This window comes from Pedobacter sp. SAFR-022 (assembly GCF_051965375.1).
GTDB lineage: Bacteria > Bacteroidota > Bacteroidia > Sphingobacteriales > Sphingobacteriaceae > Pedobacter.
Window position 1 is genome coordinate 51742 of the sequence record NZ_JBQCME010000003.1, and the last position, 24828, is coordinate 76569.

The following is a 24828-nucleotide window of genomic DNA, read 5'->3' on the forward strand; positions in this document are numbered from 1 at the left end:
AATCGTTATGACTGAGAAATTCTACTATGACAATAAGATTGTGCGGGACTTTGCCATTGCCACCATCGTATGGGGTATCATTGGCATGACCGTCGGCCTGCTTGTTGCCATGCAGCTGTTTACCCCGGAATTGAATATGGGTAGCCAGTACACCACTTTTGGCCGAATCAGGCCTTTGCACACCAACGCGGTAATCTTTGCTTTTGTTGGAAATGCAATCTTTATGGGCGTTTATTATTCGCTTCAACGCCTTTTAAAAGCACGTATGTACAGTAATGTGCTTAGTAAGATTCACTTTTGGGGCTGGCAGCTGATCATTGTGGCTGCAGTGATCACCTTGCCACTAGGCTTATCTTCATCACACGAATATGCTGAGCTGGAGTGGCCGATTGATATTGCCATCACCTTGATATGGGTGGTATTCGGTATCAATATGTTCGGAACGATCATTAAACGTCGTGAGAAGCACATGTATGTAGCCATCTGGTTTTACATCGCAACGTTCGTGACTGTAGCAGTACTACACATCGTAAACTCGTTTCAATTACCGATCTCTGCCTTTAAAAGTTACTACGTATTTGCAGGTGTACAGGACGCGCTGGTACAATGGTGGTATGGCCATAATGCGGTGGCATTCTTTTTAACGACCCCATACCTTGGAATGATGTACTACTTCCTTCCGAAAATGGCCAATCGCCCGGTTTATTCTTATAAACTTAGTATCCTGCACTTCTGGTCACTAATTTTTATCTACATCTGGGCTGGTCCACACCACTTGCTGTATACATCATTACCGGGATGGGCACAATCTTTAGGTGTAGCATTCTCCGTGATGTTGATCGCACCGAGTTGGGGCGGTATGATCAATGGATTGTTAACACTTCGCGGCGCATGGGACAAGGTACGTGAAGATCCGATTCTGAAATTCATGGTCGTGGGTCTTACCGCCTATGGTATGGCGACTTTCGAAGGTCCGATGTTAGCCTTTAAACAGATCAATGCCATAGCGCATTATACCGACTGGATCGTAGCACACGTACACGTAGGCGCTTTAGGCTGGAATGGTTTCTTGACTTTTGCTATTCTGTACTGGTTGATTCCAAGAATATACAAAACTGAACTATACTCTAAGAAACTGGCATCTTTCCACTTCTGGATTGGCACACTAGGTATTATCTTCTACGCAGTTCCATTATACTTTGCGGGATTTACACAAGGCTTGATGTGGAAAGAGTTTACACCAGAAGGTGTACTGAAATATCCAAACTTCCTGGAAACCGTGATCCAGATCATCCCGATGTATATGCTTAGAGCATTGGGTGGGTTCTTCTACCTCGTGGGTGTGATCGTAATGACTTACAACATCATCAAAACTGCGAAAGCCGGTAAACTCGTAGCGGATGAGGCTGCTGAAGCACAAGCACTGCCACAAGAGTTTGTGGCTGTAGGTACAGACCGAAAATGGCACAGGGTATTAGAACGCAAACCAATGGTGTTTATGGTACTATCCCTGATCGTTATCCTGATCGGTGGTATGATCGAGATGATGCCAACATTCAGCATTAAATCCAATATCCCGACGATTGCTAGTGTAAAACCATATAGCGCATTGGAACTTCAGGGCCGCGATTTATACATCAAAGAGGGCTGTGTAAACTGCCACTCACAGATGATCCGCCCCTTCCGCTCCGAAACGGAACGTTATGGCGAGTACAGCAAGGCAGGCGAGTTTGTTTATGATCATCCCTTTCTCTGGGGCTCCAAACGTACCGGACCAGATCTGGCACGTGAAGGTGGAAAATATTCAAACGCCTGGCACTTCAACCACCTGGTAGATCCGCAAACCATGTCACCTGGTAGTATCATGCCACCGTACGAATGGTTAAGTACCCAGGCATTGGATACCAGCAGCACCGTAGCAAAGATCAATGCGATGAGAAGCCTGGGTGTACCTTATGCTGAAGGCTATGAACATCAGGCGAATCAGGATCTTGATGCACAAGCGAAAGAGATCGCAGCCGATTTAAGAAAGAACAACATCAAAGTGAAAAGTGATGCAGAGATCGTAGCGCTAATTGCGTACCTGCAACGCCTTGGAACAGACATTAAAGCACAATAATCTATAGGGATATGTTTAAGCAATTTCAAACCCTGGTAAACGGTAGTGAAGTTTACCTGATCAGTTCACTGAGCATCTTTGTACTATTCTTCCTCCTGGTAGGCGTGGTATTACTGATGATGAAAAAGGACGAAGTAAAATATATGAGTGAGCTACCCTTAAACGATAAAGAATCTTAATCATGAGCTACCAAGACTTAATGGTGATTGTACTCTGTATCACCGCAATGATAATTCTCTTCGTAGCGATGCTTATGCTTAAAGTGATAAGACTTTTTGCGAATGAGGCGCTTAATCCAACACCTTTTGCAAGCAATGAAGAACGTGAACAACGCAGGCTGGCCGAACAACAAGCCGCCGCGTTGTTGCCTCCGAAGCCATCCATCTGGACCAGGCTAATGGGCTTGAAGCCGCTGTCTGAAGAAAAGGACCTGGTCATGGAGCATACCTTTGATGGTATTGCAGAGCTGGACAACCCAACACCGCGCTGGTTTATGGTGTTGTTTTATGGAACATTGATATTCTCTGTGGCTTACCTGTTCCACTATGAGGTATTTGGTACCGGAATGGATCAGGATCAGGAATACCTGGCAGAAATTGAACAAGCTGCACGTGATAAAGAAGCCTTTCTTTCGGATCCTAAGAACGCAAAGAATTCTGTGAATGAAAATAACATTGAGCAATCTAAAGATGAGGTTATCATCAAATCCGGGGCGGCCTTATTTGTGAACCGCTGTACACCATGCCACGGCGAAAATGGAGAGGGTATCGTTGGACCCAATTTAACAGACGAATACTGGTTACACGGTGGAACCGTTAAAGACGTGTTTAAGGTAATTAAATACGGTGTTCCCGAAAAAGGTATGGTGGCATGGGAAAAATCCCTTAGTGCACAGCAGATTGCTGACCTGACCAATTACGTGCTTTCGCTACAAGGAAGCAACCCTGCGAATGCAAAAGCTGCGCAGGGTGAAAAACAACCTTAGCAATGGCTATACATCCAAAAATCATAAAGGGTAAACTTTACCAATACCGTACGCTTTTAAGTTACTTTTTTCTGGGGCTGCTTTTCGCCGCCCCATTTATAAAGTTTAATGGAGAACAACTCATCCTCCTTAATATTCTGGAACGTAAGTTCGTGTTCTTCGGGATAATATTCTGGCCACAGGATTTCTACCTCTTTGTGTTGGCGCTACTCAGCTTTGTTGTATTCATCGTCCTATTTACCGTGGTATTCGGACGGGTTTTCTGTGGCTGGGCTTGCCCTCAGACGATCTTCCTGGAGATGGTATTCCGAAAAATAGAATACTGGATTGAAGGTGAGCCCATCAAACAGAGGAAGCTGAATGACAGACCAATGGACCTGGACAAGTTTATGAGGAAAGCTGTTAAACACAGCATCTTCTTTCTGATCTCCTTTTTTATTGCAAATATCTTCCTGGCCTATGTAATTGGAACAGACACCCTGCTGGCCATCATCACCGAGCCAGTCTCTACCCACCTTTCTGGATTTATTTCCATCCTGATCTTCACCATCATCTTTTACCTGGTATTCTCCAGGATCCGATCGATCGTATGTACGGTCATCTGTCCATACGGTCGACTGCAGGGGGTACTGCTTGATGATCAAAGTATGATCGTTGCCTATGATTACAATCGCGGGGAACCCCGGGGAAAAGTGCAGAAGGGCATCGAAATGGTAAAGGGCGACTGCATCGACTGCAAGTTGTGTGTTCAGGTATGCCCTACTGGCATTGACATCCGTAACGGCACCCAGATGGAGTGCATCAACTGTACCGCTTGTATTGACGCCTGCGATATGGTGATGGAGAAAATTGAAAGACCCTTGCGCCTGATCGGCTTTAAGTCGGAAGACGAGATCAAGTTCAGCAAGCCATTCCGGGTAAGTCGTAAAATTTATGGCTATTCAGCCGTGCTTGTCGTATTGCTCTCGGCATTAACCTTCCTGATGCTTAGTCGATCGGATGTAAAAACTACGATACTGCGGGCAAGCGGAACACTCTACCAGATGCGTGATGACAAGCAGGTCAGTAACCTGTACAACGCCGAACTGGTGAACAAGACCAGTAAAGCGCTAAGTTTCGAGATTGTACCGGAAGATGCTTCGGCGAAGATTCAGTACATCCAAAAGGAAAATCAGCTTGGATATGGCGGCACGGTTAAACTCACCTTTTTTGTGCTGATGCCGCAGGATGCAGTGAAGCAGTTTAAAACAGAGATGAAGTTTAAACTGCTTTCGGAAGGCAAAGTTATCGACAGATTTAAAACAACATTTATTGCACCACCTAACAATTAAGATATGAACTGGGGAACAAAATTGATGATCGGCATGGGCTGTTTCATGACCATGATCATTGTATATGCGGTATTGATGATGCGCAGCGACAGTGATGCGCTGGTGGATACCGACTATTACGAAAAAGGGATTAACTACAACCTGGACTACCGTAAAAAATCGCACGTGAATATGGATCGGGCGGAGCCAACCATAGTACTTCGCAACGACAGCCTGGTGGTAACTTTCAAACGGGAGTCTACCGGCCAGATGAAGATGATCCGCACTGCGGATAAAAAGCTTGATCAACAGTTTGAAATCAACACCGATCAGGGAAATACTTTTGCAATACCAGTTGGCAGTCAGAAGACCGGCCTTTGGAAAGTGCAGCTGGACTGGACCAGTATGGGTAGACCTTATTTATATGAAAAAGAGATCATGTTACCATGAGTGAAACGTATTTAGCTTTCATGATCGGCTTGCTGGGTAGTGTGCATTGCATAGGCATGTGCGGCCCGCTTGCATTTGCCGTTCCTTCCCTACAGAAAGGCGCCGGCTGGCTATTGCTTGATAAGAGCATGTACCAGGCGGGCCGTATCATATCTTATTCTATACTGGGCTTGATTATAGGGCTGATCGGCAATCAGCTTTGGATGGCCGGTATGCAGCAGGGCTTGAGCATCTTTAGTGGCTTACTAATCCTCCTTGCAGCTTGTTCAAGGATATTTAAAGTAGCAGTACGTTCCAGTTCAAAGTACAACCTGTTGCTTAAGCCATTTCATCAGCTTTTTGGCTATGCTTTGAAGCACAAGGCCAACCATCTGATCATCGGTATGATCAACGGGTTGCTACCCTGCGGTTTTGTTTATCTGGCGCTTGCCGGTGCGGTAAATCAGCCTGGTGTTCCTGAAGCAATAACATATATGTTCTTCTTTGGATTAGGCACTGCTCCACTGATGCTTATCGCAGCGGTGACAAGCGGAATGACCGGGGCTATCCTGCGTAACCGCATAAACCGCGTTATTCCATATTTCATATTATGTTTAGGCATCTGGTTCATACTAAGAGGGCTGGACCTAAATATACCTTATTTAAGTCCAGCCCTTCATTCTGGTACTGCAGTTTGTAAGTAGTCGCTTAGCCCGCCATACTGAATAGTTGTGTCTTTGGCTGGTTCTCCCAAAGTCTTGCATCTAGGGTCATGCAGATATTACGCAAGTAACGCTTACCAGTGTCGGTAACATGAAGACTCGCTGCACCAATCTCTACTAAGCCATCGGCTTCAAGTTCCTCCATCCTTTTCAAGCCTTCAAAAAAGGCTGTGCAGAATTCATCGGGTTGTTCCCAGCTGGTATAACCCTGACACATGATATTCAGGATATGCTGTCTGAGGATCAGATCTTCTGTATTCGACAGGTGGCCTTTAAATACTGGCAGCTGCCCTTGATTGATCATTTCCAAATAGGTTTCCACTTTCTTCTCGTTTTGCGCAAAGCCTGCCCAGGAGTCGGAAATGGAAGAAACACCAAGTCCAATCATCAATCTGCTATACTGATCGGTGTAGCCCATGAAATTGCGATGCAGTTTGCCTTCCTGTGCGGCAAGGTACAGGCTATCGGTTTTAAGGGTAAAATGATCCATGCCGATTTCTTCGTAACCAGCAGCTTTTAACATCTGGCGACCGGTATCATAGAGCTTTTGCTTAAGGGCCGCATCCGGCAGGTCCTTTTCGGTATAACGGCGCTGGCCAGGTTTAACCCATGGTACATGGGCGTAACTGTAAAAAGCAATGCGGTCTGGTTTAAGACGGATCACCTCTGCTACGGTTTCTTGTAAACCTTCAAGTGTTTGGAGCGGAAGTCCATAAATGAGGTCGTAGTTAATGGAATTATATCCAGTTTCTCTGGCGACGGTGGTTGTATGTTCCACCTCTTCTACGGTTTGGATACGATTGATGATCAGCTGTACACGAGGATCAAAATCCTGTATTCCAAGACTCAGACGTTTGAAACCAAGCTGATGCAGCGTTTCCAGATGCGCCTGTGTCGTGTTGCCTGGATGGCCCTCAAAGCTGAAAGCAGCATCCTGGTGTACGGTTGCATGGTCCAAGATCCCCTGGATCAGCATCTGCAAATTGGCTGCGCTGAAAAATGTGGGTGTACCACCACCAAGGTGCAGTTCCCTGATTACCGGCTTTTTGCCAATGAGGTCGAGGTACATTTGCCACTCCTGAAGCACCGCTTTAATGTATGGCTCTTCTACTTTGTGGTTTTTGGTAATCCTTGTATTGCAGCCACAATAGGTACATAGACTTTCACAGAACGGCAAATGGATGTAAAGACTGATGCCTTCGCCAGCTTCGGTATTTTTAATGGCATCGATCACGGTTTTGCCCCAGGCATCGGGTGTAAAATAGGTCGCATCCCAGTAAGGAACCGTTGGATAACTTGTATACCTTGGCACCGGTACATTATATTTATGAGCTAAATTAGTGTTCATGTTTGGCGATTGCTGGGTTAAGGAAATCTACAGGGTCGCGGTCGCATGATCTGGAGCAAACACAGGCATTGCCTAAACAGGATTTTCCCTGCCAGGCATCAAGGTTTATAATGGTTTGCTCAGCAAGAGTTGCGGCGATTTCATCCATGGTTTTGGTTTGGAGTAAATCCGGAGGTACGGCTGCAATCTTGATATTCATTTCCCCAGCAGTATCGATATTGATGTGCTCCGTTGATACTGAACGTGTAGCGATGTACTTAACGCCTAATTCAGACAGCTTTCGTATAACCTGATCAGACAAGTCATCTTCTTTGGTTACCACCACAGCAACCTTTCCTGCAGCAAACAAGGCCGTATCCACGTTTAGGGGATTGGAAATCAGGGTGATTTCATGTTTCTTTCGGTTAGCCACTGCCAGCGGCTCTTTTTCAAAAGATTTGATATTGTAAGCGACTACTCTCATAATAAATATTTACCATCAAAAGTAGTCGCCTGCCACTGAAGGAGGAATGAGGTTAGTCAGCAGTAAAAATGATCTTCGTCAGTTTTTCATTTCCTGCAACATTTGAAGATTCAGGATCTGAATGTGGCTGCCTTTGCGTTCAATGATGTTCTCTGACTTGAAATCACTCAGAATACGGCTGACCGTCTCGGTAGCCATTCCTGCTAATGCAGCAAGATTGTCCCTGGACACCTTGATGTTCAGAGGATCGCTGGATTGTTCCTGTTTGTACAGTCGGATCAGCACTTCGGCAAGGCGTTTACGCACGGAGAAATAGGCAAGTTGCAGTAGCTGCTGTTCCCGGTCGAGCAGATTATTCGACAGGATCTTGATGAACTGGCGGCCGATGTCCGGGTATTTATTCAAGAGTTCTTCCATCAGCTCTTTCGGGAGCATACAAATGGTGCTGTCTTCCATGGCTTCTGCAGTCTCCGCATGCGGTTCATTGAGCAGCAATGAAGGGATGCCAAAGTACTGATCGTCGGTATAGATACCCACCATAAGCTCACGGCCATCGGGTGTCAATTTAAAAGTCTTTACCTTTCCACGCATCACCAGATAAATGCCAGCAATAGAATCACCTTCATAGTAAATTACCTGCTTTTTCTTGATACTGCGCATCTTGCGCTGGGCAATGGCTTTGCTAAGCGCCTGCATACCTGAGGCAGTGCCGATCAGATCATGAATATTTTCCAGCGATTTGCTGTAGAACTGCTCTTGTTTAATCTTCTTGTTAAGACGACTTTCCACCGCATTCAGCAGCTCCATGTCGTCAAAAGGTTTGGTCAGGTAATCATCCGCGCCCATCTCCATACCTTTACGCATATCTATGCGCTCTGCCTTAGCAGTAAGAAAGATGAATGGTATGGAGGCTGTCTGCGGGTTCTTACTAAGCAAGTATAGTACCCCATAACCATCAAGCTCTGGCATCATGATATCACAAAGGATTAAATCTGGCAGATGCTGATTGGCGAGTTCAATGCCCTTCTTGCCATTATCGGCAGCAATAACTTCGTAGTTGGCAAGTTCAAGTATTTCAACGATGCTCTCGCGGATATCGTCATTGTCCTCAATGATTTGTATTCTAGCTTTATCCATGATTTTCAAACGACAGTATAAAAGTAGTCTCCTTGTTGATGATGCTTTTGAATTGCAGCGTACCTTTCATCAGGCTGGCATAGCGGCGAACAATGTTCAAACCAAGCCCCGTTCCTGGAATGTTGCCGGTATTATGTGCTCTGAAGAAAGGTTCAAACAGATACACCTGATCCGTTTCTGGTATACCGATACCATTATCCTTTACAATCACATTGCAACCCTCCTCATTGATTTCGGTATTGAATTCTATGAAGGTGTTCTCTCCAGAGTACTTGATGGCATTACTGATCAGGTTGATCATGCAGTTTTTTAGCAGGTTCTGATCCAGGTGCACGAGACTTTTTGCACCAGTATGCTGGTAAATGATATGTTGGTTTTGTTTGGCAATCATTTGCATTTCTTCAGTGACCTCCTCGGAGAGCTTTACCAGATCAAAGGTGCTAGGGTTTACTTCCACCCGCCCGGCTTCCAGTTTTTCCAGAGAAAGGAAGTCATTAAGTATGGTCGTGAGGTTTCCTACCGCATTCTTTATCTTGTTAACATGTTTTTGAATGGGTTTACTGTCAAAAGGTTCGGCATACTTCTGGATCAAAGAGGCGGATAACTGTACCGAACTTAGCGGCGTACGAAATTCATGAGAGGCCATTGAGACAAAGCGGCTCTTCATCTGGCCGAGCTCCTTCTCCTTTTCGAGTGAGATGCTCACCTCTTCCTTTGCATCACGAAGGGCTTTAACAATCTCTTTCAGGGAGTTGGTGCGTTCATCAACCAGTTCTTCGAGTTTGGCAGCATACTGTCTTAATTGCTCTTCCGCTTCTTTTTCTTTAGATAGATCATGAACAAAGCCCGTGTAGATCTTACGGTCTTCATACTGAACCTCGCTTACAGCTAGTCGGAAAGGGAAAGTAGTTCCATCTTTTCGTAAGCCCCGCACTTCACGCCCTTTACCAATTATACGTTTTTCTCCGCTATGGTCATACCGGTGTAAATAGCCGTCATGGGCCGACTTGTCGGGCTCAGGCATCAGCACGCTGATGTTCTTGCCGATGACTTCGGTCTCCTCGTACCCAAACAACTTCAAGGCTGCCGGATTCAGGCTTTCAATTAAACCACGATTATCTATAGTGATTATACCATCTATTGCTGATTCAATAATGGCTTTCAGTAATGTTGCTTTTTCCATCGGAGTTTACAAATATATAATTTTTGTATTGCCATGAAACTTGATTACGATCATGCCATAAAGGTGACTTGGATCATCTTTTATAATTCAAAATGTCCGCTTCTTTGTCACAATCTATTAATTCATTCATGAGTCACACATTTCATATTCCCGTTCTAGGTCTAGGTTATTCTATTGATACCCCGTTGAAAGTTGCCCGTTTTGGGATTTCATCCGTTGTTTCTATCGTTGATGATGAGCTTGTTGAACGCATGCGTAAACACCATAGTTTAACTAACGGGCTGAGCTATGAACCCATAGCTGTTAAAGATCCGGACAGCCGGGCAAAACGAATTAGCGCTTATCTAAATCTCCTGAACATTCTGGTGAAACAACAGGTGGAAACGATGAAAGCACAGGAATTCATTCCGGGAAGTGATTTATGTAAGTACTTCGAAATTCTACCATCAAACTCGGCACTTAGACGCAAATACGAAGAATTCAAGGCGCTACCAGCCGGCGAAATAAAGGCTTCAACTGGCTTGGAATTAAAAAAAGAGATTAAGGCCGGCAGTATCGATGTGAACATTATGTCGAAGGTTGACAAGGCAAATTATACTGCTAATGGCGAGTATGCTGGTGATGATTTCACCGATGCGTTGGCTGCCATGCGGGGCTTCGAGGAGAGCGATCTAAAGTCTTCTGTAATTATCTCTGCAGGCTTAAATCCCCGACTATATGCCTATATGGAAAAATGCCTCAGCTTTTTTCCCGTAAATGGTACACCCTTGAAGAAGATCATTCTGAAAGTAAGTGATTATCGTTCCGCGATTATCCAGGCGAAGATGCTGGCAAAAAGGGCACTCTGGGTCGCTGAGTTTCGTGTAGAATCCGGTTTAAACTGTGGAGGACATGCCTTTGCGACAGATGGATTACTCATGGGTCCAATCCTGGAGGAATTTAAGGAAAACAGAACAACATTGTACGAGGACATCCTCAAGATCTATTTAGCGGCAAGTCTTGCGAAAGGCCTGAGGGTTTCGGAAAACCCTAAGCAGACGGTTACTTATCAGGGTGGTATCGGCACTGCCGAGGAACACCGCTTCCTTATGGAGCATTATAATCTTGACGCTGCTGGATGGGGAAGTCCCTTTCTGCTTGTTCCAGAGGCAACAAACGTAGATAACAAAACGCTGGATGCCTTGGTAACTGCAGAAGAAAAAGACTTTTACATCAGCAATGCCTCACCTTTAGGGGTACTATTTAATAATTTCAGGCACAGCACTGCGGAACAACTCAGATTGGACCGCATTGAAAAAGGACGACCTGGAAGTCCTTGCAAAAAAAAATACTTATGCACCAACACGGAGTTCACAGAAAAGCCAATCTGTACGGCATCCCGTGAATACCAGAACCTGAAAATTGATCAGCTAAAAGGCATGGGACTTCCCGAACCTGCCTACCGGGCACAATTTAATTCCATTACGGAAAAGGTATGTTTATGTGAAGGGCTTTGTGCTTCAGCCTACCTTAAGAACGAACTTCTGAGACCAAAGGAAAGTGATGCTGTGAGTATCTGTCCGGGGCCAAACCTCGCCTATTTCTCAGGCAAATACAGCCTAACAGAGATGATAGATCATATCTATGGCAGAATTGATCTGCTGAAGCAAGTAAACCGGCCCAATCTATTTGTTAACGAACTACGCTTGTACCTGGATTATCTTAAAAAAGACATGGAAACCCAGCTTGAGGTTGTGAACGATAAGAAGATAAAATATTGGAAAAAGTTTTCCGAACAGATGCATCAAGGGATCGCTTATTATAAAAACCTGATCCCTAAACTTAAATCAGGAAAGGAAGAACTCATCCGGAATATGGATCAGCAGCTTGCAGAAGCAGAGCAGCTTTTAGTAGACCTTTCTCAACCAGTCTGTACAGCATAATTCTAACTAAAATATTATGTATCACGGATGTGTACATATTCAACACCAGCGGTAAATATATTGTGCGTCTTGTTTTACACAATAAGCTGCAGCTGTTTACGATTATTGTTACCATACAGCAGGTGCGAACACAGGTTTTAAGGGTATGGTATTGGGAAAACCTCCGGAGAAACCTGTGTTTTTGTCTAACATTTTTCAGTGCATCTGCTGCAGTGCTTAGTCAAGAACTTAGTATTAGATTGAGTCGGTTCTACAGCTGAAATGCTCATTGATGAAGATCCAGCCTTTACGGATCAGCGGCGTTTTTAAATAAAGGCCTTTGAAATGAGCTTCAAAGCGTTCGCGAGCAAACAATTTTAAAAAACTATTCGTTTGTATAGAGAAGTTTATCTATACTTCACCCTATATGAAGAAAAAAGGCCTGCTCGCAATGTTTGAGCGTTTTAGTTCCGGCCAGTTTCCACAATTCAAATCGCTTTGGACAGAAGATAAGGAAACTTCACATGAGCCCGGGTTGCAAACCACCTCAACGGCTGCCCCGGAAGCTGCAATGCCGGTCATTTTAAACGATAATCCTAACGGGATAGCTGTGGGCTTGGACGTAGGATCAAGTAAAGTGGTTGCTGTAATCGGGCGCTTGGATACAAACCGCCAGATAGAAGTGTTGGGCATCGGTGAAGCGCTTTCTGAAGGATTGACAAGAGGTTCAGTTTCAAATCTTACAAAAACGACCACTGCCATCAAAGAAGCGCTGGCGGCGGCAAGCAAAACTACCAATCTGGAGATTAATCAGGTTATTGCCAACTACTCTGGTGTTTGTAATAACCTTGATCAACGCGGTGTAATCATCCGTGAAGACATGATCAGGGACATTCGAGCGGAAGATATCATCCGCCTGAAGAAGGAAATGGAAGGAAACCCCTATCCTGCCGGCGAACAGATCGTTTATCTGGAACCACAACATTTTATTATCGATGATGAACCAGATATTCGTGATCCCATAGGGATGTCCGGGCAACTTTTTGAATCTGATTTCCACGTCATCACCGGAGAAGTCACTGCCCTGAGCAATCTACATAAGTGTGTGCGTCAGGCGGGAAGTGGCATTAAGACCATCTATCCCACTGCCATTGCTTCTGCTGAAGCCGTGGTCTGTGAGGAAGAAAAAGAAGAAGGGATTGCGGTGATCGATATCGGCGCAGCAGTGACAAGCATCGTGGTATACAAGAGTGGCATCATGCGGTATGCGAACACGATTTTGCTTGGTGGAAATTCAATAACCGCAGACATTAAACAGTTTACAGGCTTGAGCAATAAACAAGCTGAATTACTCAAGAAAACCTATGGTTCTGTGCTGCCTGAGTATTCTGACCCTGCTGAAATCATCCAGTATAAGATCCTGAATGGCACCAAAGACCGTTTCATCTCCAAGGTCGATCTTGCACTTATCATTCAGTCGAGAATGGAAGAGCTTATCGGTGCTGCCTACAATGACATCGTACAGGCATTAAATGGTCGGTCACTAACTTGCGGAATTGTATTTACAGGCGGTGACTCAGCCCTGCAAAACCTTAGAAAGCTTGGCGAACAGATTACAGGACTTAAATGTCATGCAGGAACCCCTATCCTGCATCTGAAAACAGATCTTTTTGGAGCCAGGTTTGCTGAAAAGCTAAATAACCCTGTTTACGCGACCAGCATTGGATTGCTAAAAATGGGATTAACAAAGCTGGTATAATTTAAGCAGGTTGTTTTAGCTTGTACCTATCGCAATGAAAACGTATATGCGCTTTCCAATTCATTTCTGTAAATCCAGCGGCAGATTTTCCATAGCCATTCCGCTCAAGCGCATCAATATTGTATTCCTGCTCGAAATGGCTTGCTACACAAAGCATGAATACCCGGTTTAGAATGCCCGTGTATATGGTTCCATTTCCACCATGGCAAATCATGAGATTGGACCTTTCAAGTACTTTATTCAAGTTCAAGAACTTCCGATTGATGATGTGATCAGCCGAAAGTACACCTGCTTGATCGCCTGCAGTGATAATGGTGTACCTGCTATAATAGGGGTCATTTAAAAAGCGCAGCAGCTCCCAGTTGCCAGTACTTCCCATACATACACAGATCAGCGGCTTATTCCAGTTTACTTGATCCTGCCAATCAGGCTGATCTTCCGGGTGATGATAGATTAAGGGTCCGATGAAGCGGTAAGCAGCTGGAAGAAACTTCTGTGGAAATAGTTCAGGCATATCACAGATCAGATTTTCATCACCTTCTAGTTCCTCCAGATAGTCCTTTACTGCTGGCAAATTGTATTTCTTCCTTAAACTATCAAATGGAGCATGTATTTTCCTGAAGGCCAGCCGTTCCCCGACAGTCGTTAATGCTTCCGCAAAACGGGCTGGCAGTTGCTGCATCAGTTCATATGCCTTGTGTTTTCTGGGGATCTTCCGTGTCGCTGCATAATATCTGGTCATATAGCCATTTACAAGTGTAATATGCTTCACACCGGCAAGTTCAGCGGCCATTCTCAAGGTAGGGGCCACATCGCCAATCACCACATCTGCCTTCATCGCATTAATACACTTCACCTGACCGATCAGGACACGTTCAATATCCGTTCTATTGAGCCACTCAAAACTAAAATTATTGGTACAATGCATGACAAACTCAGCATCAAAACTCGCACAGGAGAACACTTCGTAACCCCGGGCCTTCACATACGTATTGTATCTATCCGAGCTTAGAAAGCGAATATCGTACGCAGTTTTGTCATAGGAATCTGCCAGCACCAAACACCTCAAGTAATGCGAAAGAAGATTAAGGGGGAAGAATAAAACACGTTTTCTTTTGCCTGCCATAACATAAGCTGAAATCTACTGCTGAACAGCATTAAGGCGAGTTTGTTTCCAAATAAATGTAACTTAGGAAAAATAACTTACGTACTGAATGTTACATTTTCAAATGACACTTAAAACTATATTGACGATATGAAGAGACTTGAAGGTAAAGTTATCGTAATAACAGGCGCTGCAATGGGCTTAGGGCAAGCCACAGCTATGGAATGCGCAAAAGAAGGCGCAAAATTATCATTAGTAGACTACAATGCTGCCGAACTGGAAAATGTCAGGAAGCTGTTAGCAAGTGAATACCCAAACACCAAGGTTTTAACCATTACCGCAGATGTTTCAGATGAAGCAGCGGTGAAGGCTTATGTCGTTCAGACTGTATCCGAATTTGGGACCATTGATGGTTTTTACAACAACGCTGGCGTTGAAGGAAAACAGGCGAAGCTTGCCGTGTATGATATGGAATCTTTCAAGAAAGTTATCGACATCAATTTGATGGGTGTTTACTACGGTATGCGCTATGTCATTCCAGTTATGCAGGCCCAGAAAAGTGGTCGCATTGTCAATGCAACCTCCGTGGGTGGTATCCGAGGAGTCTTAAATGAAGGGCCATACGTTGCAAGTAAACATGCGGTATCTGGATTAACTAAGAATGCCGCGGTAGAGTATGCAGAAGATGGTATTCTGATCAATGCCATCGCACCCGGCGCGATCCTCACGCCTATGGTTGAAGAAGCTTTCAAACAGATGAATCCGGAAAACCCAAAACAGGCAGAGCAAGCCTTCTCTCTTAATAACCCATCAAAACGTCTGGGCCTGCCCGAAGAGGTTGCGAAACTAGTCGTGTTTCTTATGAGTGACGATTGTGCCTATGTTAATGGCCAGATCATTGCCATAGACGGTGGACAATCAAACAGCTACTAGTCCAGCGTTGAACAATCCCACAATTCCAACACAATACAGGTTTGAAGTTGTTTATAGCTGAAATCGAGGATAAGCGATCAAATATGAAATATCAAGATATCGAACTTAAAGACAACAAAACTCAGCATGCCTTGGAATTGTGGGTTGAAGGACAACGCTCCTTTATCGGTTATGAGCTGGAAGGTGATAAGATCTACCTGATGCATACTGAGGTGCCTGAAGAACAGACCGGTAAAGGTGTGGCGGCTGATCTGGTAGAAAAGTCTTTCATCTATCTGGAGGGGAAGAACCTGAAGGTTGTACCGGCATGTTCATACGTGCGGGCCTATCTTAAAAGGCATCCCGAATGGAACAGGATTGTCGCAGAAGACCATTAAGCCAGGAATTCTTGCAATTCATCAACACTTGAATGTGTAGACAAAGCTACATTTGGAAAACTAATACACATATATGGAAGTTAAAATCTGGTCGGACGTAAGATGCCCGTTCTGCTACATCGGGAAAAGAAAGTTTGAAGCTGCACTAGCCGACTTTGCACATCAAGAGGAGGTGACCATCACCTGGAAGAGCTTTGAGCTTGATCCAAATCTTCAAACCGTTGAAGACACTAGCATCTATGATTATTTCGCAGCGGCTAAAGGCATTCCGCAAAGCGAGGCGGTCGAAATGTTTGACAACGTAACCAGGACCGCCGCGGAAGTGGGCCTTAACTTCAAGCTTGAACAATCTGTAGTTGCAAATTCCTTTAAAGCACACAGACTTATACAACTTGCAAAAACCAAAAACCTCGGAAACGAAATCGAAGAGGAACTATTCAGCATACATTTTACACAGGGTAAGAACATTGATGATGAGGGTGTCCTTATTGCTGCAGGCAAAAGTGTAGGGATACCGGAAGAAGAGCTTAGCGCGCTGTTTAGCTCCGAGGACTTTGATGCAGAGGTCAGGATTGACCAGCTGGAAGCGCAGCGTATTGGGATCCGTGGTGTTCCATTCTTCGTTTTTGATGATAAGTATGCAGTATCCGGTGCGCAGGCACCTGAATTGTTCCTGCAAACTATGAAAAAGGCCTGGGAATCCAAGGCTGATGTTAAAAAAGGTTAAACCGTCGGTAAATATTTATTTAATTTCCTATCTTGAGCTCGATTCACACACATGAGCCCTATCCATTCGTTTAATTTTCTAACATAGTAGACTATTGCTGAAAAATAAATATTCAAGATAACGGACATGAGTGAAGAAACTAAGTTCTTCTGTGATATTGAGGCTGGAACCTGCAACCTTCCTACCCATAGCCAAACTGCTTTAAAAAATCCCGGCTCAGCACCTGAGCAAAAGATAAGTATTCTATATTTTACCGATCCAATCTGCTCTTCCTGCTGGGGTATTGAACCACATCTCAGGAAGTTGAAACTTGAATATGGTGATTTCTTCAATCTGGAATACCGGATGGGGGGATTGCTGGCAAGCTGGTCTGCCTACAAAGGTAATGACGTGAAAAAGCCGGAAGATGTTGCGGGTCACTGGGATCAAGCCAGTAAACATTATGACATGCCTATAGATGGTGACATCTGGTTGGAAGACCCCCTACACTCTTCCTTTCCCGCAGCAATAGCTTTTAAGGCTGCACAACTTCAAGATCCTAATAAGGCACTGACTTTCTACCGCAGGATAAAGGAAATGGTATTCCTGGAAAAGAAGAATATCACGCGTGTACAACACCTGAAAACAGCTGCATTGCAGAGCCAACTTAATCCCGTGCAACTGGAACGTGACATGAACGGTCCTGCAGTGACAGATTTTGAGAACGACGTAAAATTGGCAAGAAGTTTTGGTATAAAAGGCTTTCCTTCCATCTTGTTCAGTGATGCCGATCAGCAATCCTATTTACTGTATGGTGTTAAACCTTACGAAGAGTTCGAACAAGCCATTCAAAAGTGGAACCCTTTAGCAACAAAAAAGCCGATAAACACGAATTACTTGAATCTGTTTAGCTACTACCCTACTATGACAACCAAAGAGTATGCGGTACTGACCCATAAGAACAAGGCTGAGGCAGAAACCTTTTTAAACCAGCTCTTTGAGCTGGACCGTTTGGACAGGTACAGATCAAAGAGCGGTTATCTTTGGCGTTTAAAGAATACTATTTAACCAGTTCAATTCGCTTTATACGAACTTCGTTCTGCTGGTCATCACCCTGCAGCAACACCTGGACCTTTTCAAGCTTCTGAATATTGAAGACCTGCTTTCCCTTGCGCTCAAACTGAAGTGCCTGGAAACCAGGATATGGGCGGGGCAGCAGCATAAAACTGCCAGGTTCCATGCTATTAATTAAGACCTTAACTGCATTACCGGTTGTTCCAATCTTTATCGTAGCGGAGACCGCATTTGCGTCCTGGTCTACTAAAACGATCTTACCTGCAGTCTCTTGCTGAGCCTCAACTTGCAGGGAAATGGTTTTGTAATCCAAAAGGCTGGAGCCTGCATTGCCGGGAATTCCCTTAACATATACCTGCATACCACTATTCTGCCCTTTTCCTGAAGGCTTGTGTTTAAGGTTCAGTGAACCACCATCTTGTTCTGTCCAGGTAAATGTATAAGGATCCGTGTCCCAGTCAGGTGAATATACAGCGACATTACTGGACTTATCTGTTCCATCGAATAATACTCGCCGGACACCGTTTCCTGCGCTTGCAGTTAAGTCCTGTCCGGCAGTTAGAGGCGCTGTTCTACTATAGACCTGCTCTGGAGCAACGAACTCCTTCAAGCCCAGCGTTCCAAGTTTCATTTGAGCTGCAGGCCTAAATACAAGCCCTTTACGTTTTATCAGGTAGGTACCTGGCGCAATGGTAAATTCATTGCCTTTGACCTTAGCCAGGTGTTTGTTACCATCATTTAGCGGCACAACCTCGAAACCGGCTCCCAGGTCCGGCAGGTTGACCCTCATCAGATGTTCTGCCCAGATGGTTGTCGTTACCGGTTTATCAAGCTCGTTCATGCCAAACGGATCTGTCAACGCCTTCACATCAGGCATCAGCTCCAGGCGCCACACGCCATCCTTTACTTTATCCAGGAAATACGCACCCGAGCCTTCATATTTCAGCACAACTGAAGAACCTACGCCTGCTATATGTTGCAGGGTCTTGATGTTTATGGGCTTAGATGAACTTCCACTGGTGTAATAGTATTCTTGCTCTGTATTCATCTCTGCAGCCGCAGCCTGCGGATCTAACTTAAACCCCGCGAAAGTCGTATTCGCAGGAAAGCTACCCAACTCCTTATATGCCGGAAGATGATGAAAGATCCTGGAAGCAATCAACAAACTGATCGCCTTCGATGGTGTGTAAGCCAGGTTTAGATAATGTGTCTGATATTCAGTATTTACATGGGCTGTACCCATCGGATCATAGGCAAACTGCGTAGCCCATTGCATACCTGCTGCTTTGAAGCTCCTCGCCATCGCAGGGTACATGTATGGTTTTAACACGTCTGCAGATTCAAACTCATAGATCATCCGGGGTTTATTCCGAAAAGCCGGAATCGTGTCAAACGGGATATGGTAGCGGTCTACATGTGGCAACAAGTTACCCTGTTGCTCATGTCCGGCGACAAGGCCGGTCGGATACCATTGAAAGCTGAATCCGTCTGCATTTGAACCTGCGACAGCATCCGCATAGCTTGGCGATTCACTGATATTGTAGAAGATTGGCTTGCTCCATCCGGTTTGCCGTACCGCTTTAACCATCCTGTTCACATATTCGGTTGCACGGGCTTTCGGGCCGGTATGTTTAGGCTCGTTATTGATTTCGGCAGCAATCACAAAAGGATCTTCGCCGTAAGACTTCTTCGTGTATGGATTTACATGCCTGAAAAACTGATCCAGGTAGCGTTCCTGAGCGATAAAGGCCTGCTCATTTACCACTGCGCCGCCCTTGCCATAAACTTCCACAAAACTTCCTGTTTTTTCATCTTGATCAGGATAGCCATTACCCCAAAACGCTATCGGTGTAATTAGAATCCTGATGTTCCGTTCCTCAAGTTTGGCGATAAGGTAATCGAATAACCGCAGGTGTTCGTTATTCTTCAGATTACCAAGTGAGTCACTGATCTCGGTATCCCAAACATGCACGCGAAAAGCGTTAATACCGAGCCGTGCGAGATGATAAACATCCTTATCAATGGCTTTTTCGAGATCAATATTCAGCTTCTTATGCGAGCGATAGCCGTAAGCAAATGGCAAGGTATAGTTCACCCCGAAGTAGCTGGCTTCGCGATTATCAGACTGCAATCGCAACAATCCCTTTTTATCAATGTAGATCTCATTCTTTGGATTACTTGTTTGTTGAGCCGTTGTTAATAGGGGGACAAACAGCAGAGCCAGTATGGAACGCTTAATTTTCATGTATTCTTCTAAATGATTTATAAGGGTGCAGGTTATACCATAACCGCACCATAATGTTGAATTCTGATCTTGCTGGAACCTCCAGGCTGTTTTTCAACCTGAATTTGCGTACCGATGCGATCCTTTAATGCTTCGACGTGCGATATGATGCCAACTGTCTTTCCTTTTGCCTGCAAATTCTCCAATGCGGAAATCGCGACATCCAGCGTGTCAGCATCCAAAGTCCCGAAGCCCTCATCAATAAACAAGGTGTTGATTTGAACCTTATGGCTCGCCAGATCAGAAAGCCCGAGCGCGAGTGCAAGGCTCACCAGAAAACTTTCTCCACCGGAGAGTGTCGCCATCGGCCTTGTGGCATCTGCCTGGTAATGATCTTCAATCTCGAGCCCAAGATCCTTATCCTTGCTTTTCAAAATGCTATAGCGGTTGGTCAGCTGTGCCAGGTGCTTATTAGCTAATTCCGTGAGTCTCGCCAGGGTCAATCCCTGTGCAAACATCCTGAAGCTGTTCCCATCCGCAGAACCAATCAAATTGCATAGCTTATTCCAACGGCTAAATTCCTGTTGCTGCAAATGAATCTGCCCGGTAATGGTTTCATGTTGACGGATCGTTGCTTCATCAGCAGCAAAAATCCCCTTAATGCGGCCAATTTCCTGGTTTAAGGCAGATAGCGCATCCCCGATCGTGTTTATCTGCGCCTGTAAGCTTTCCAGCGGAGTGCTGGTAAGCGCTTTCTTCAACTCCAGCTCCAGCTCCTGCTCCGTACGTTTGATCAACTCCTGATTGGTGCTGATACTTTCTTCAAGTTGACGTTTTAGATCTGCCAGCTCCACAGCCTGCGTCTCTGGAAGCAGGAGTCCCACAATCGCGCCAATACCAGCAATGCCTTCCTTCTGAAGTTGAACAGTCAGTTCCTCCTCTAACCGCTCCAGCTTGGCACGCAGTAAGCGTTGGTTTTCTTTAAGCTGGCGGATAGAAATTTCAGCTTCAGAATGTTCTTTTTGCATCTCCTGCTGCAACACCAGCGCCTTATCTTTGGCCAGACTGAGATTGCGGATCTCCAGGGTCAATCGGTTACGTTCTTCGATTGGATCTTTATCTCCAAACAGGGAAGCACGTTCAGCACTTAAATCCGACAGCTGCCTCGACAGTGCTGCAATTTGAATTTGCATCCGCTCCGCAGCTTTTAAATTTTCCTGCAGATTAAAGGCAAGTGGATCAAGTTCTTTTCCAAGCCTGGCGGTTTCCTCGCTGAGGGTTTTCAACTTTCTTTCAGATTCCTGATACCGCTCCGAACGTAATTTCAAGGTACTATGAATTTCATCCAATGTGTTCTGATCGAAGGCAATCTGAAGTGGATCCAGCAACGCCTGTATGCCAGACACAGCCTCCGCCTGGCGCTCTTCCAGCTGTTTGGTCACCAGCTGAATTCGTTCCAGCTGCTCCTCATTATTCTTAATGTTCTCTTTGATCAGCGCGGTATCACCTTCCAGGTTAATGGTTGTAATCTTTACTTCATCTTGTTGTTTCTGAAATTTGGTTACTGACTCCTTTCGCTGCTTCGCAAGTTGCAAGCTGCTTTTCAAGGTTTCCCATCGCGTTCTCGTGGCATTCCGGAGCTGTTCAATCACAAGCGGATCTTTGTCCCCTACGGCCTCTGGTAGTTCGTTGTTTATGGCCTCAAATTTCAGCTTCAAAGTCTTGCCTGCATCTAGTTTATCCTGCAGGGACTTGTCTGCATTCTCGACGGTAAGTTTAAGTTTCTGAACTTCCATTCTAGAAGCCAGCAGCTTTTTATCAAGAATATCGACAACCTTCCGCTGCTCTTCAAGCTGTCGCCGGGCCTCCGATAGTTGATGCTCGTGTGTACCCGAGGCAAAAGGATGATGCAAGGCCCCGCATAATGCACAAGGCTCCCCATCTTTCAAATGCACCCGGTCAGCCTCATACTTCTGAAAGCGCTGCTCCGCTTCGACAAGCCTTTCGTGTACTTCCAGGAGTTTCCTTGATGCCTCATATTCCAGCTCCAGCTTCGCAAATCGCTCTTCTTCTACACCTAGTTGCAAAGCCGCTGCTTTAAGAGAAGTTTGTATCGTGGCATATTCCTTCCGGAAAGTTACCAGCGCGGTTACAGTGTCCCATTGCTGTTGATAATGATTGATCAGCAAGGGTAAACCTTCCACCTCGGCCTCCAACTTTTCAAGCTCCCTACCCTGTAATCCATGGAGCAACTGCTCTTCCAAAGCAGTGATCTCACGCCCTAAATCTGCATAGCGCGTTTCGGCCGTCTTCAGTTGTGCCGCATGCTTTTCCAAGCTAAGCTGACCTTCTTTGATAAGATTTACCGTTTTTAATCGATCACGTTCTGCAACAGACAAAGCATTTAAAACCTCGTTTAATCGCTGCAGCTGCTGTTCAAATACCAATAATTGCCTATCTAAGTTGGCATCTGCCGTGTTTGCAAGCTGATAATCCTGAAGCTGCTGAAGTTCTACCGTAAAACGCTTTATTCTGGATTCATAATCTTCTTTTTTAGTGCTGATGGCAACAATCTCGGGCTGAATGGCTTTATGCTCGGCCTCAGCGGCAGCTAAGGCGCCAGCTAGACCTTTAAGGCCCTCGTCCTTTTTGATTGCTTCATCAATCAATGGATTTTGCTGTTCCAAAAGCCGTTCTGCATCAACATGACGCGCTACCGCAAGCTTCAGGGAGGCAATTGCACTTTTCAATTGTTCCGCTAACACGGGTAGCCCGGCTTCCATGTGCTGCAAGTTTACTGCAGTTTTCTGCTCTTCGGTAATCAGCTCATTGATGTTGTCGTACTGGGGCTTAAACCGGTAAGCCGCATGGTGCCATTTTAACTTTTCGAAGTCCTCCTGCGCTGCTGCAAATTTACCACTCAGCAGTGTTGCCTCCGTATTCAGGCTTGTTTTTCTGAGCTCAAGCTTTTGGATATTTTCTATCCAGGCGATATTCAAGGATGTCGCCTGTTGTTCCGCCCTGAGTTTGCTTTCTTGCGCAAAAAGCTCAGCATATTGTTGCTCATAGGCTGATTTTTCATCCGCACTTAGCAGTTTTACGTTGCCAAGCTGGCTTTCCAAGGCACTGAGTTTCTCTCTTTCTTCCTTCAGCTTATCAAATACAAACACGGATATCTGAGAATAGATTTCAGTGCCGGTGATGTTCTCCAACAAGAAACTACGATCTCTGTCGCTCGACTTCAAAAATTGTGTGAAATCTCCCTGGCATAGAATCACGGAACGCAGAAACTGCTGGTAATCCAGGCCGCAGATACTTTCAATCTGCTGGCGGATCTGTGTAACCCGATGTTCACCAATCATGACGTAGTCGCCATCCCGAAATTCGGACAGTTCCATCTTCTCTGCTTGCAACTTGCCGTCCGGCTTACCTCCCGCGCGGTGCAAAGACCATTTTGCACGGTACACCTGATTCCTTGCTTCAAACTCCAGTTCGGAATAACAGTCGCCCGTATGTCTGGACATAATCTCATCTACATCCCTGTTATGTCGGTGCACCTTTCCATATAAGGCTACGGTGATCGCATCAAGAATGGTGGTTTTACCAGCACCGGTAGGACCAGTGATGGCGAATAACCCGGTTTCTGAAAATGGAACCTGGCCAAAGTCAATTTTATGCTCCCCTCGCAGCGAGTTGAGGTTTTTAAATTTTACGCTTAGTATTTTCATTCTGCCTTCTGCCCCATTAATTCCAATGCTTCCTCAAACGTTTTCATTAGTTCAGGGAACTCTTCTTCAGCGACCTTTGATTCACAGCGTTTCACAAATACGGCTTTGGGTGTAAGGTCCTTCAATGCGAGTTCCTCCTGAAAAGCGTCAAGCGTTTTGTGCTGCCGTGTCCGGTTCTGCCTAGGAAAGAAACGTTCAATAAAAGGTTTTTCCGCCTGTATCTGCGCAAGCTGCTGATCCAGATCCAGAATCGCAGTTTCTGTTTCAACCTGTACCTCTACCCAGGGCTTATATTTCAGTCCTGGGTCTTCCAATGCCAGCAACTTTCGCTTCACACTTTCCAGATCACCTTTAATCCGGATGAGCTTACGGCCACAAGGTACCTCGTGTGGCACCAGGCTGATCAGGGTACCTGCTTGAAATTCGAGTATCAGCACCTGCTTTCTATCTTCATTCTCTGAAAAGCTCAACGGAATTGGTGAGCCCGAATAACGGATATGCTCCATCCGGTTCACCAGCTGTGGTCTGTGGATGTGTCCAAGCGCGATATAATTAAACTCCACCGGGAAATGATCACCATGTACCTGACCCAAGTTGCCAACATGGATCTCCTTCTCACTTTCAGACGTTGTGGAACCTGCAGCAAACAAATGGCCGGTTGCAATCACGGGAACGTTTGCTTCTTTATAAGTGGTGATGTGTTCCACGAAACGATGATAATGATCACTGATTCCCTGTTTTATGCGTTGCTCCCGCTCCTCATTACTTTCACCGGATATGGAAAGCCTGATGTCGCGGTCGCGAAGAAAAGGCACGGCACAAACCACGAGTTCGAGTTTGCCCTGCTGATCATGTATTGGAATGATCTGTTCTGTAAACACCTCTGGAACGCCACCAACAATATGTACGTTAAAATATTTTAATAGCGCCTTAGGTGCATTGAGCGTACTGATGGAATCATGATTACCGCCAATAATTACCACCTCCCTGCAACAGGTATCTTTCACCATACGTAGAAAGTGATAATATTGTTCTAATGCGGTATTAGAGGGTGATCCGGTATCAAACACATCTCCCGCAATGATTAACACGTCAATGCATTCTGCGCGAAGTTTTTCGATCAGCCAATCCAAAAAATCCTGGTGTTCCTCAGTCCGTTCACACTGCTCCAGTTTTTTGCCTAAGTGCCAGTCGGCCGTATGTAGTATCTTCATAAATAGTCTCCCTAAGTTACGGCAATATTTCTTTCAGCGCTATTGGGCTGGGCTTGCCGCCTTCAAAAAACACAAACTTTATTCGGAGTTGTAATGTTTATTATACAAAAA

At 45.2% G+C, this 24828-nt stretch carries 20 protein-coding genes; 12 read left to right on the forward strand and 8 right to left on the reverse strand.

Features of this window, described 5'->3' with window-relative positions; translation table 11 throughout:
• Positions 1 to 7 precede the first annotated feature (7 nt).
• From ccoN to ACTHQF_RS08570, 6 genes are read left to right on the forward strand one after another with little or no spacing between them, the layout of a single operon-like run.
• Entirely contained in the window at positions 8 to 2119 is a 2112-nt protein-coding gene (gene ccoN, locus ACTHQF_RS08545) for a cytochrome-c oxidase, cbb3-type subunit I (protein ID WP_440429693.1), read from the forward strand.
• Positions 2120 to 2130: 11 nt separating this feature from the next.
• Complete coding sequence (locus ACTHQF_RS08550) at positions 2131 to 2298, forward strand: hypothetical protein (protein ID WP_440429694.1); 168 nt, start codon at positions 2131 to 2133, stop codon at positions 2296 to 2298.
• Positions 2299 to 2300: 2 nt separating this feature from the next.
• The gene (locus ACTHQF_RS08555) at positions 2301 to 3104 is read left to right on the forward strand and encodes a cbb3-type cytochrome c oxidase N-terminal domain-containing protein (protein ID WP_440429695.1); all 804 of its coding nucleotides are present in this window, start codon (positions 2301 to 2303) and stop codon (positions 3102 to 3104) included.
• A 2-nt stretch (positions 3105 to 3106) separates the two neighbouring features.
• Positions 3107 to 4435, forward strand: coding sequence for a cytochrome c oxidase accessory protein CcoG (ccoG, locus tag ACTHQF_RS08560; protein ID WP_440429696.1), 1329 nt, complete (start codon positions 3107 to 3109; stop codon positions 4433 to 4435).
• Positions 4436 to 4438: 3 nt separating this feature from the next.
• Positions 4439 to 4864, forward strand: coding sequence for a FixH family protein (locus ACTHQF_RS08565; RefSeq protein WP_440429697.1), 426 nt, complete (start codon positions 4439 to 4441; stop codon positions 4862 to 4864).
• On the forward strand, positions 4861 to 5547 hold the full coding sequence (locus ACTHQF_RS08570; RefSeq protein ID WP_440429698.1) for a sulfite exporter TauE/SafE family protein: 687 nt from the start codon (positions 4861 to 4863) through the stop codon (positions 5545 to 5547). The genes ACTHQF_RS08565 and ACTHQF_RS08570 overlap by 4 nt, the downstream gene beginning before the upstream one ends.
• 4 nt (positions 5548 to 5551) lie before the next feature.
• Here the strand turns inward: ACTHQF_RS08570 and hemN are convergent, their stop codons facing one another.
• The 4 genes from hemN to ACTHQF_RS08590 all read right to left on the reverse strand — a co-directional run bounded on the left by hemN (position 5552) and on the right by ACTHQF_RS08590 (position 9696).
• Positions 5552 to 6913 carry an oxygen-independent coproporphyrinogen III oxidase gene (gene hemN / locus ACTHQF_RS08575; protein ID WP_440429699.1) on the reverse strand — a complete coding sequence of 454 codons (1362 nt, stop codon included), beginning with the start codon at positions 6911 to 6913 and terminating at the stop codon, positions 5552 to 5554.
• Entirely contained in the window at positions 6903 to 7376 is a 474-nt protein-coding gene (locus ACTHQF_RS08580; RefSeq protein WP_440429700.1) for a lactate dehydrogenase, read from the reverse strand. Before ACTHQF_RS08580 ends, hemN begins: the two co-directional genes overlap by 11 nt.
• A 78-nt stretch (positions 7377 to 7454) precedes the next feature.
• A complete protein-coding gene (locus ACTHQF_RS08585; RefSeq protein WP_440429701.1) occupies positions 7455 to 8513 on the reverse strand; it encodes a response regulator in 1059 nt (352 codons plus the stop codon).
• Positions 8506 to 9696 carry a PAS domain-containing sensor histidine kinase gene (locus ACTHQF_RS08590; RefSeq protein WP_440429702.1) on the reverse strand — a complete coding sequence of 397 codons (1191 nt, stop codon included), beginning with the start codon at positions 9694 to 9696 and terminating at the stop codon, positions 8506 to 8508. Before ACTHQF_RS08590 ends, ACTHQF_RS08585 begins: the two co-directional genes overlap by 8 nt.
• 128 nt (positions 9697 to 9824) lie before the next feature.
• On the opposite strand from ACTHQF_RS08590, the gene ACTHQF_RS08595 reads away from it, so the two are divergent.
• Positions 9825 to 11618, forward strand: coding sequence for a hypothetical protein (locus ACTHQF_RS08595; protein ID WP_440429703.1), 1794 nt, complete (start codon positions 9825 to 9827; stop codon positions 11616 to 11618).
• Between the two features lie 406 nt (positions 11619 to 12024).
• Entirely contained in the window at positions 12025 to 13356 is a 1332-nt protein-coding gene (gene ftsA / locus ACTHQF_RS08600; protein WP_440429704.1) for a cell division protein FtsA, read from the forward strand.
• A 1-nt stretch (position 13357) separates the two neighbouring features.
• Here the strand turns inward: ftsA and ACTHQF_RS08605 are convergent, their stop codons facing one another.
• The gene (locus ACTHQF_RS08605; protein ID WP_440429705.1) at positions 13358 to 14482 is read right to left on the reverse strand and encodes a glycosyltransferase; all 1125 of its coding nucleotides are present in this window, start codon (positions 14480 to 14482) and stop codon (positions 13358 to 13360) included.
• A gap of 129 nt (positions 14483 to 14611) precedes the next feature.
• Here ACTHQF_RS08605 and ACTHQF_RS08610 point away from each other — a divergent pair, with 129 nt between their 5' ends.
• The 4 genes from ACTHQF_RS08610 (at position 14612) to ACTHQF_RS08625 (ending at position 17545) form a co-directional block, all read left to right on the forward strand.
• Entirely contained in the window at positions 14612 to 15394 is a 783-nt protein-coding gene (locus ACTHQF_RS08610; RefSeq protein WP_440429706.1) for a glucose 1-dehydrogenase, read from the forward strand.
• 83 nt (positions 15395 to 15477) lie between these two features.
• A complete protein-coding gene (locus tag ACTHQF_RS08615; RefSeq protein ID WP_440429707.1) occupies positions 15478 to 15771 on the forward strand; it encodes a GNAT family N-acetyltransferase in 294 nt (97 codons plus the stop codon).
• Positions 15772 to 15844: 73 nt separating this feature from the next.
• Positions 15845 to 16498 carry a DsbA family oxidoreductase gene (locus ACTHQF_RS08620; RefSeq protein WP_440429708.1) on the forward strand — a complete coding sequence of 218 codons (654 nt, stop codon included), beginning with the start codon at positions 15845 to 15847 and terminating at the stop codon, positions 16496 to 16498.
• Between the two features lie 126 nt (positions 16499 to 16624).
• On the forward strand, positions 16625 to 17545 hold the full coding sequence (locus ACTHQF_RS08625) for a DsbA family protein (protein ID WP_440429710.1): 921 nt from the start codon (positions 16625 to 16627) through the stop codon (positions 17543 to 17545).
• Here ACTHQF_RS08625 and ACTHQF_RS08630 read toward each other — a convergent pair.
• From ACTHQF_RS08630 to ACTHQF_RS08640, 3 genes are read right to left on the reverse strand one after another with little or no spacing between them, the layout of a single operon-like run.
• Positions 17538 to 19796, reverse strand: coding sequence for a cellulase family glycosylhydrolase (locus tag ACTHQF_RS08630; RefSeq protein ID WP_440429711.1), 2259 nt, complete (start codon positions 19794 to 19796; stop codon positions 17538 to 17540). The two genes, ACTHQF_RS08625 and ACTHQF_RS08630, sit on opposite strands and share 8 nt — an antisense overlap.
• Before the next feature lie 32 nt (positions 19797 to 19828).
• Entirely contained in the window at positions 19829 to 23503 is a 3675-nt protein-coding gene (locus tag ACTHQF_RS08635) for an AAA family ATPase (RefSeq protein WP_440429712.1), read from the reverse strand.
• Entirely contained in the window at positions 23500 to 24717 is a 1218-nt protein-coding gene (locus ACTHQF_RS08640; protein ID WP_440429713.1) for an exonuclease SbcCD subunit D C-terminal domain-containing protein, read from the reverse strand. The genes ACTHQF_RS08635 and ACTHQF_RS08640 overlap by 4 nt, the downstream gene beginning before the upstream one ends.
• Between the last annotated feature and the right edge of the window lie 111 nt (positions 24718 to 24828).

Excerpts from the sequence above, each read along its gene's own strand:
- ACTHQF_RS08635 (WP_440429712.1), bottom strand. The coding sequence starts at position 23,503 with ATGAAAATACTAAGCGTAAAATTTAAAAACCTCAACTCGCTGCGAGGG.
- ACTHQF_RS08625 (WP_440429710.1), top strand. The coding sequence starts at position 16,625 with ATGAGTGAAGAAACTAAGTTCTTCTGTGATATTGAGGCTGGAACCTGC.
- ACTHQF_RS08555 (WP_440429695.1), top strand. The coding sequence starts at position 2,301 with ATGAGCTACCAAGACTTAATGGTGATTGTACTCTGTATCACCGCAATG.
- ACTHQF_RS08595 (WP_440429703.1), top strand. The coding sequence starts at position 9,825 with ATGAGTCACACATTTCATATTCCCGTTCTAGGTCTAGGTTATTCTATT.
- ACTHQF_RS08610 (WP_440429706.1), top strand. The coding sequence starts at position 14,612 with ATGAAGAGACTTGAAGGTAAAGTTATCGTAATAACAGGCGCTGCAATG.
- hemN (WP_440429699.1), bottom strand. The coding sequence starts at position 6,913 with ATGAACACTAATTTAGCTCATAAATATAATGTACCGGTGCCAAGGTAT.
- ACTHQF_RS08570 (WP_440429698.1), top strand. The coding sequence starts at position 4,861 with ATGAGTGAAACGTATTTAGCTTTCATGATCGGCTTGCTGGGTAGTGTG.
- ftsA (WP_440429704.1), top strand. The coding sequence starts at position 12,025 with ATGAAGAAAAAAGGCCTGCTCGCAATGTTTGAGCGTTTTAGTTCCGGC.
- ACTHQF_RS08640 (WP_440429713.1), bottom strand. The coding sequence starts at position 24,717 with ATGAAGATACTACATACGGCCGACTGGCACTTAGGCAAAAAACTGGAG.
- ACTHQF_RS08630 (WP_440429711.1), bottom strand. The coding sequence starts at position 19,796 with ATGAAAATTAAGCGTTCCATACTGGCTCTGCTGTTTGTCCCCCTATTA.
- ACTHQF_RS08615 (WP_440429707.1), top strand. The coding sequence starts at position 15,478 with ATGAAATATCAAGATATCGAACTTAAAGACAACAAAACTCAGCATGCC.
- ACTHQF_RS08580 (WP_440429700.1), bottom strand. The coding sequence starts at position 7,376 with ATGAGAGTAGTCGCTTACAATATCAAATCTTTTGAAAAAGAGCCGCTG.
- ACTHQF_RS08585 (WP_440429701.1), bottom strand. The coding sequence starts at position 8,513 with ATGGATAAAGCTAGAATACAAATCATTGAGGACAATGACGATATCCGC.
- ACTHQF_RS08590 (WP_440429702.1), bottom strand. The coding sequence starts at position 9,696 with ATGGAAAAAGCAACATTACTGAAAGCCATTATTGAATCAGCAATAGAT.
- ccoG (WP_440429696.1), top strand. The coding sequence starts at position 3,107 with ATGGCTATACATCCAAAAATCATAAAGGGTAAACTTTACCAATACCGT.
- ACTHQF_RS08565 (WP_440429697.1), top strand. The coding sequence starts at position 4,439 with ATGAACTGGGGAACAAAATTGATGATCGGCATGGGCTGTTTCATGACC.
- ccoN (WP_440429693.1), top strand. The coding sequence starts at position 8 with ATGACTGAGAAATTCTACTATGACAATAAGATTGTGCGGGACTTTGCC.
- ACTHQF_RS08605 (WP_440429705.1), bottom strand. The coding sequence starts at position 14,482 with ATGGCAGGCAAAAGAAAACGTGTTTTATTCTTCCCCCTTAATCTTCTT.
- ACTHQF_RS08620 (WP_440429708.1), top strand. The coding sequence starts at position 15,845 with ATGGAAGTTAAAATCTGGTCGGACGTAAGATGCCCGTTCTGCTACATC.
- ACTHQF_RS08550 (WP_440429694.1), top strand. The coding sequence starts at position 2,131 with ATGTTTAAGCAATTTCAAACCCTGGTAAACGGTAGTGAAGTTTACCTG.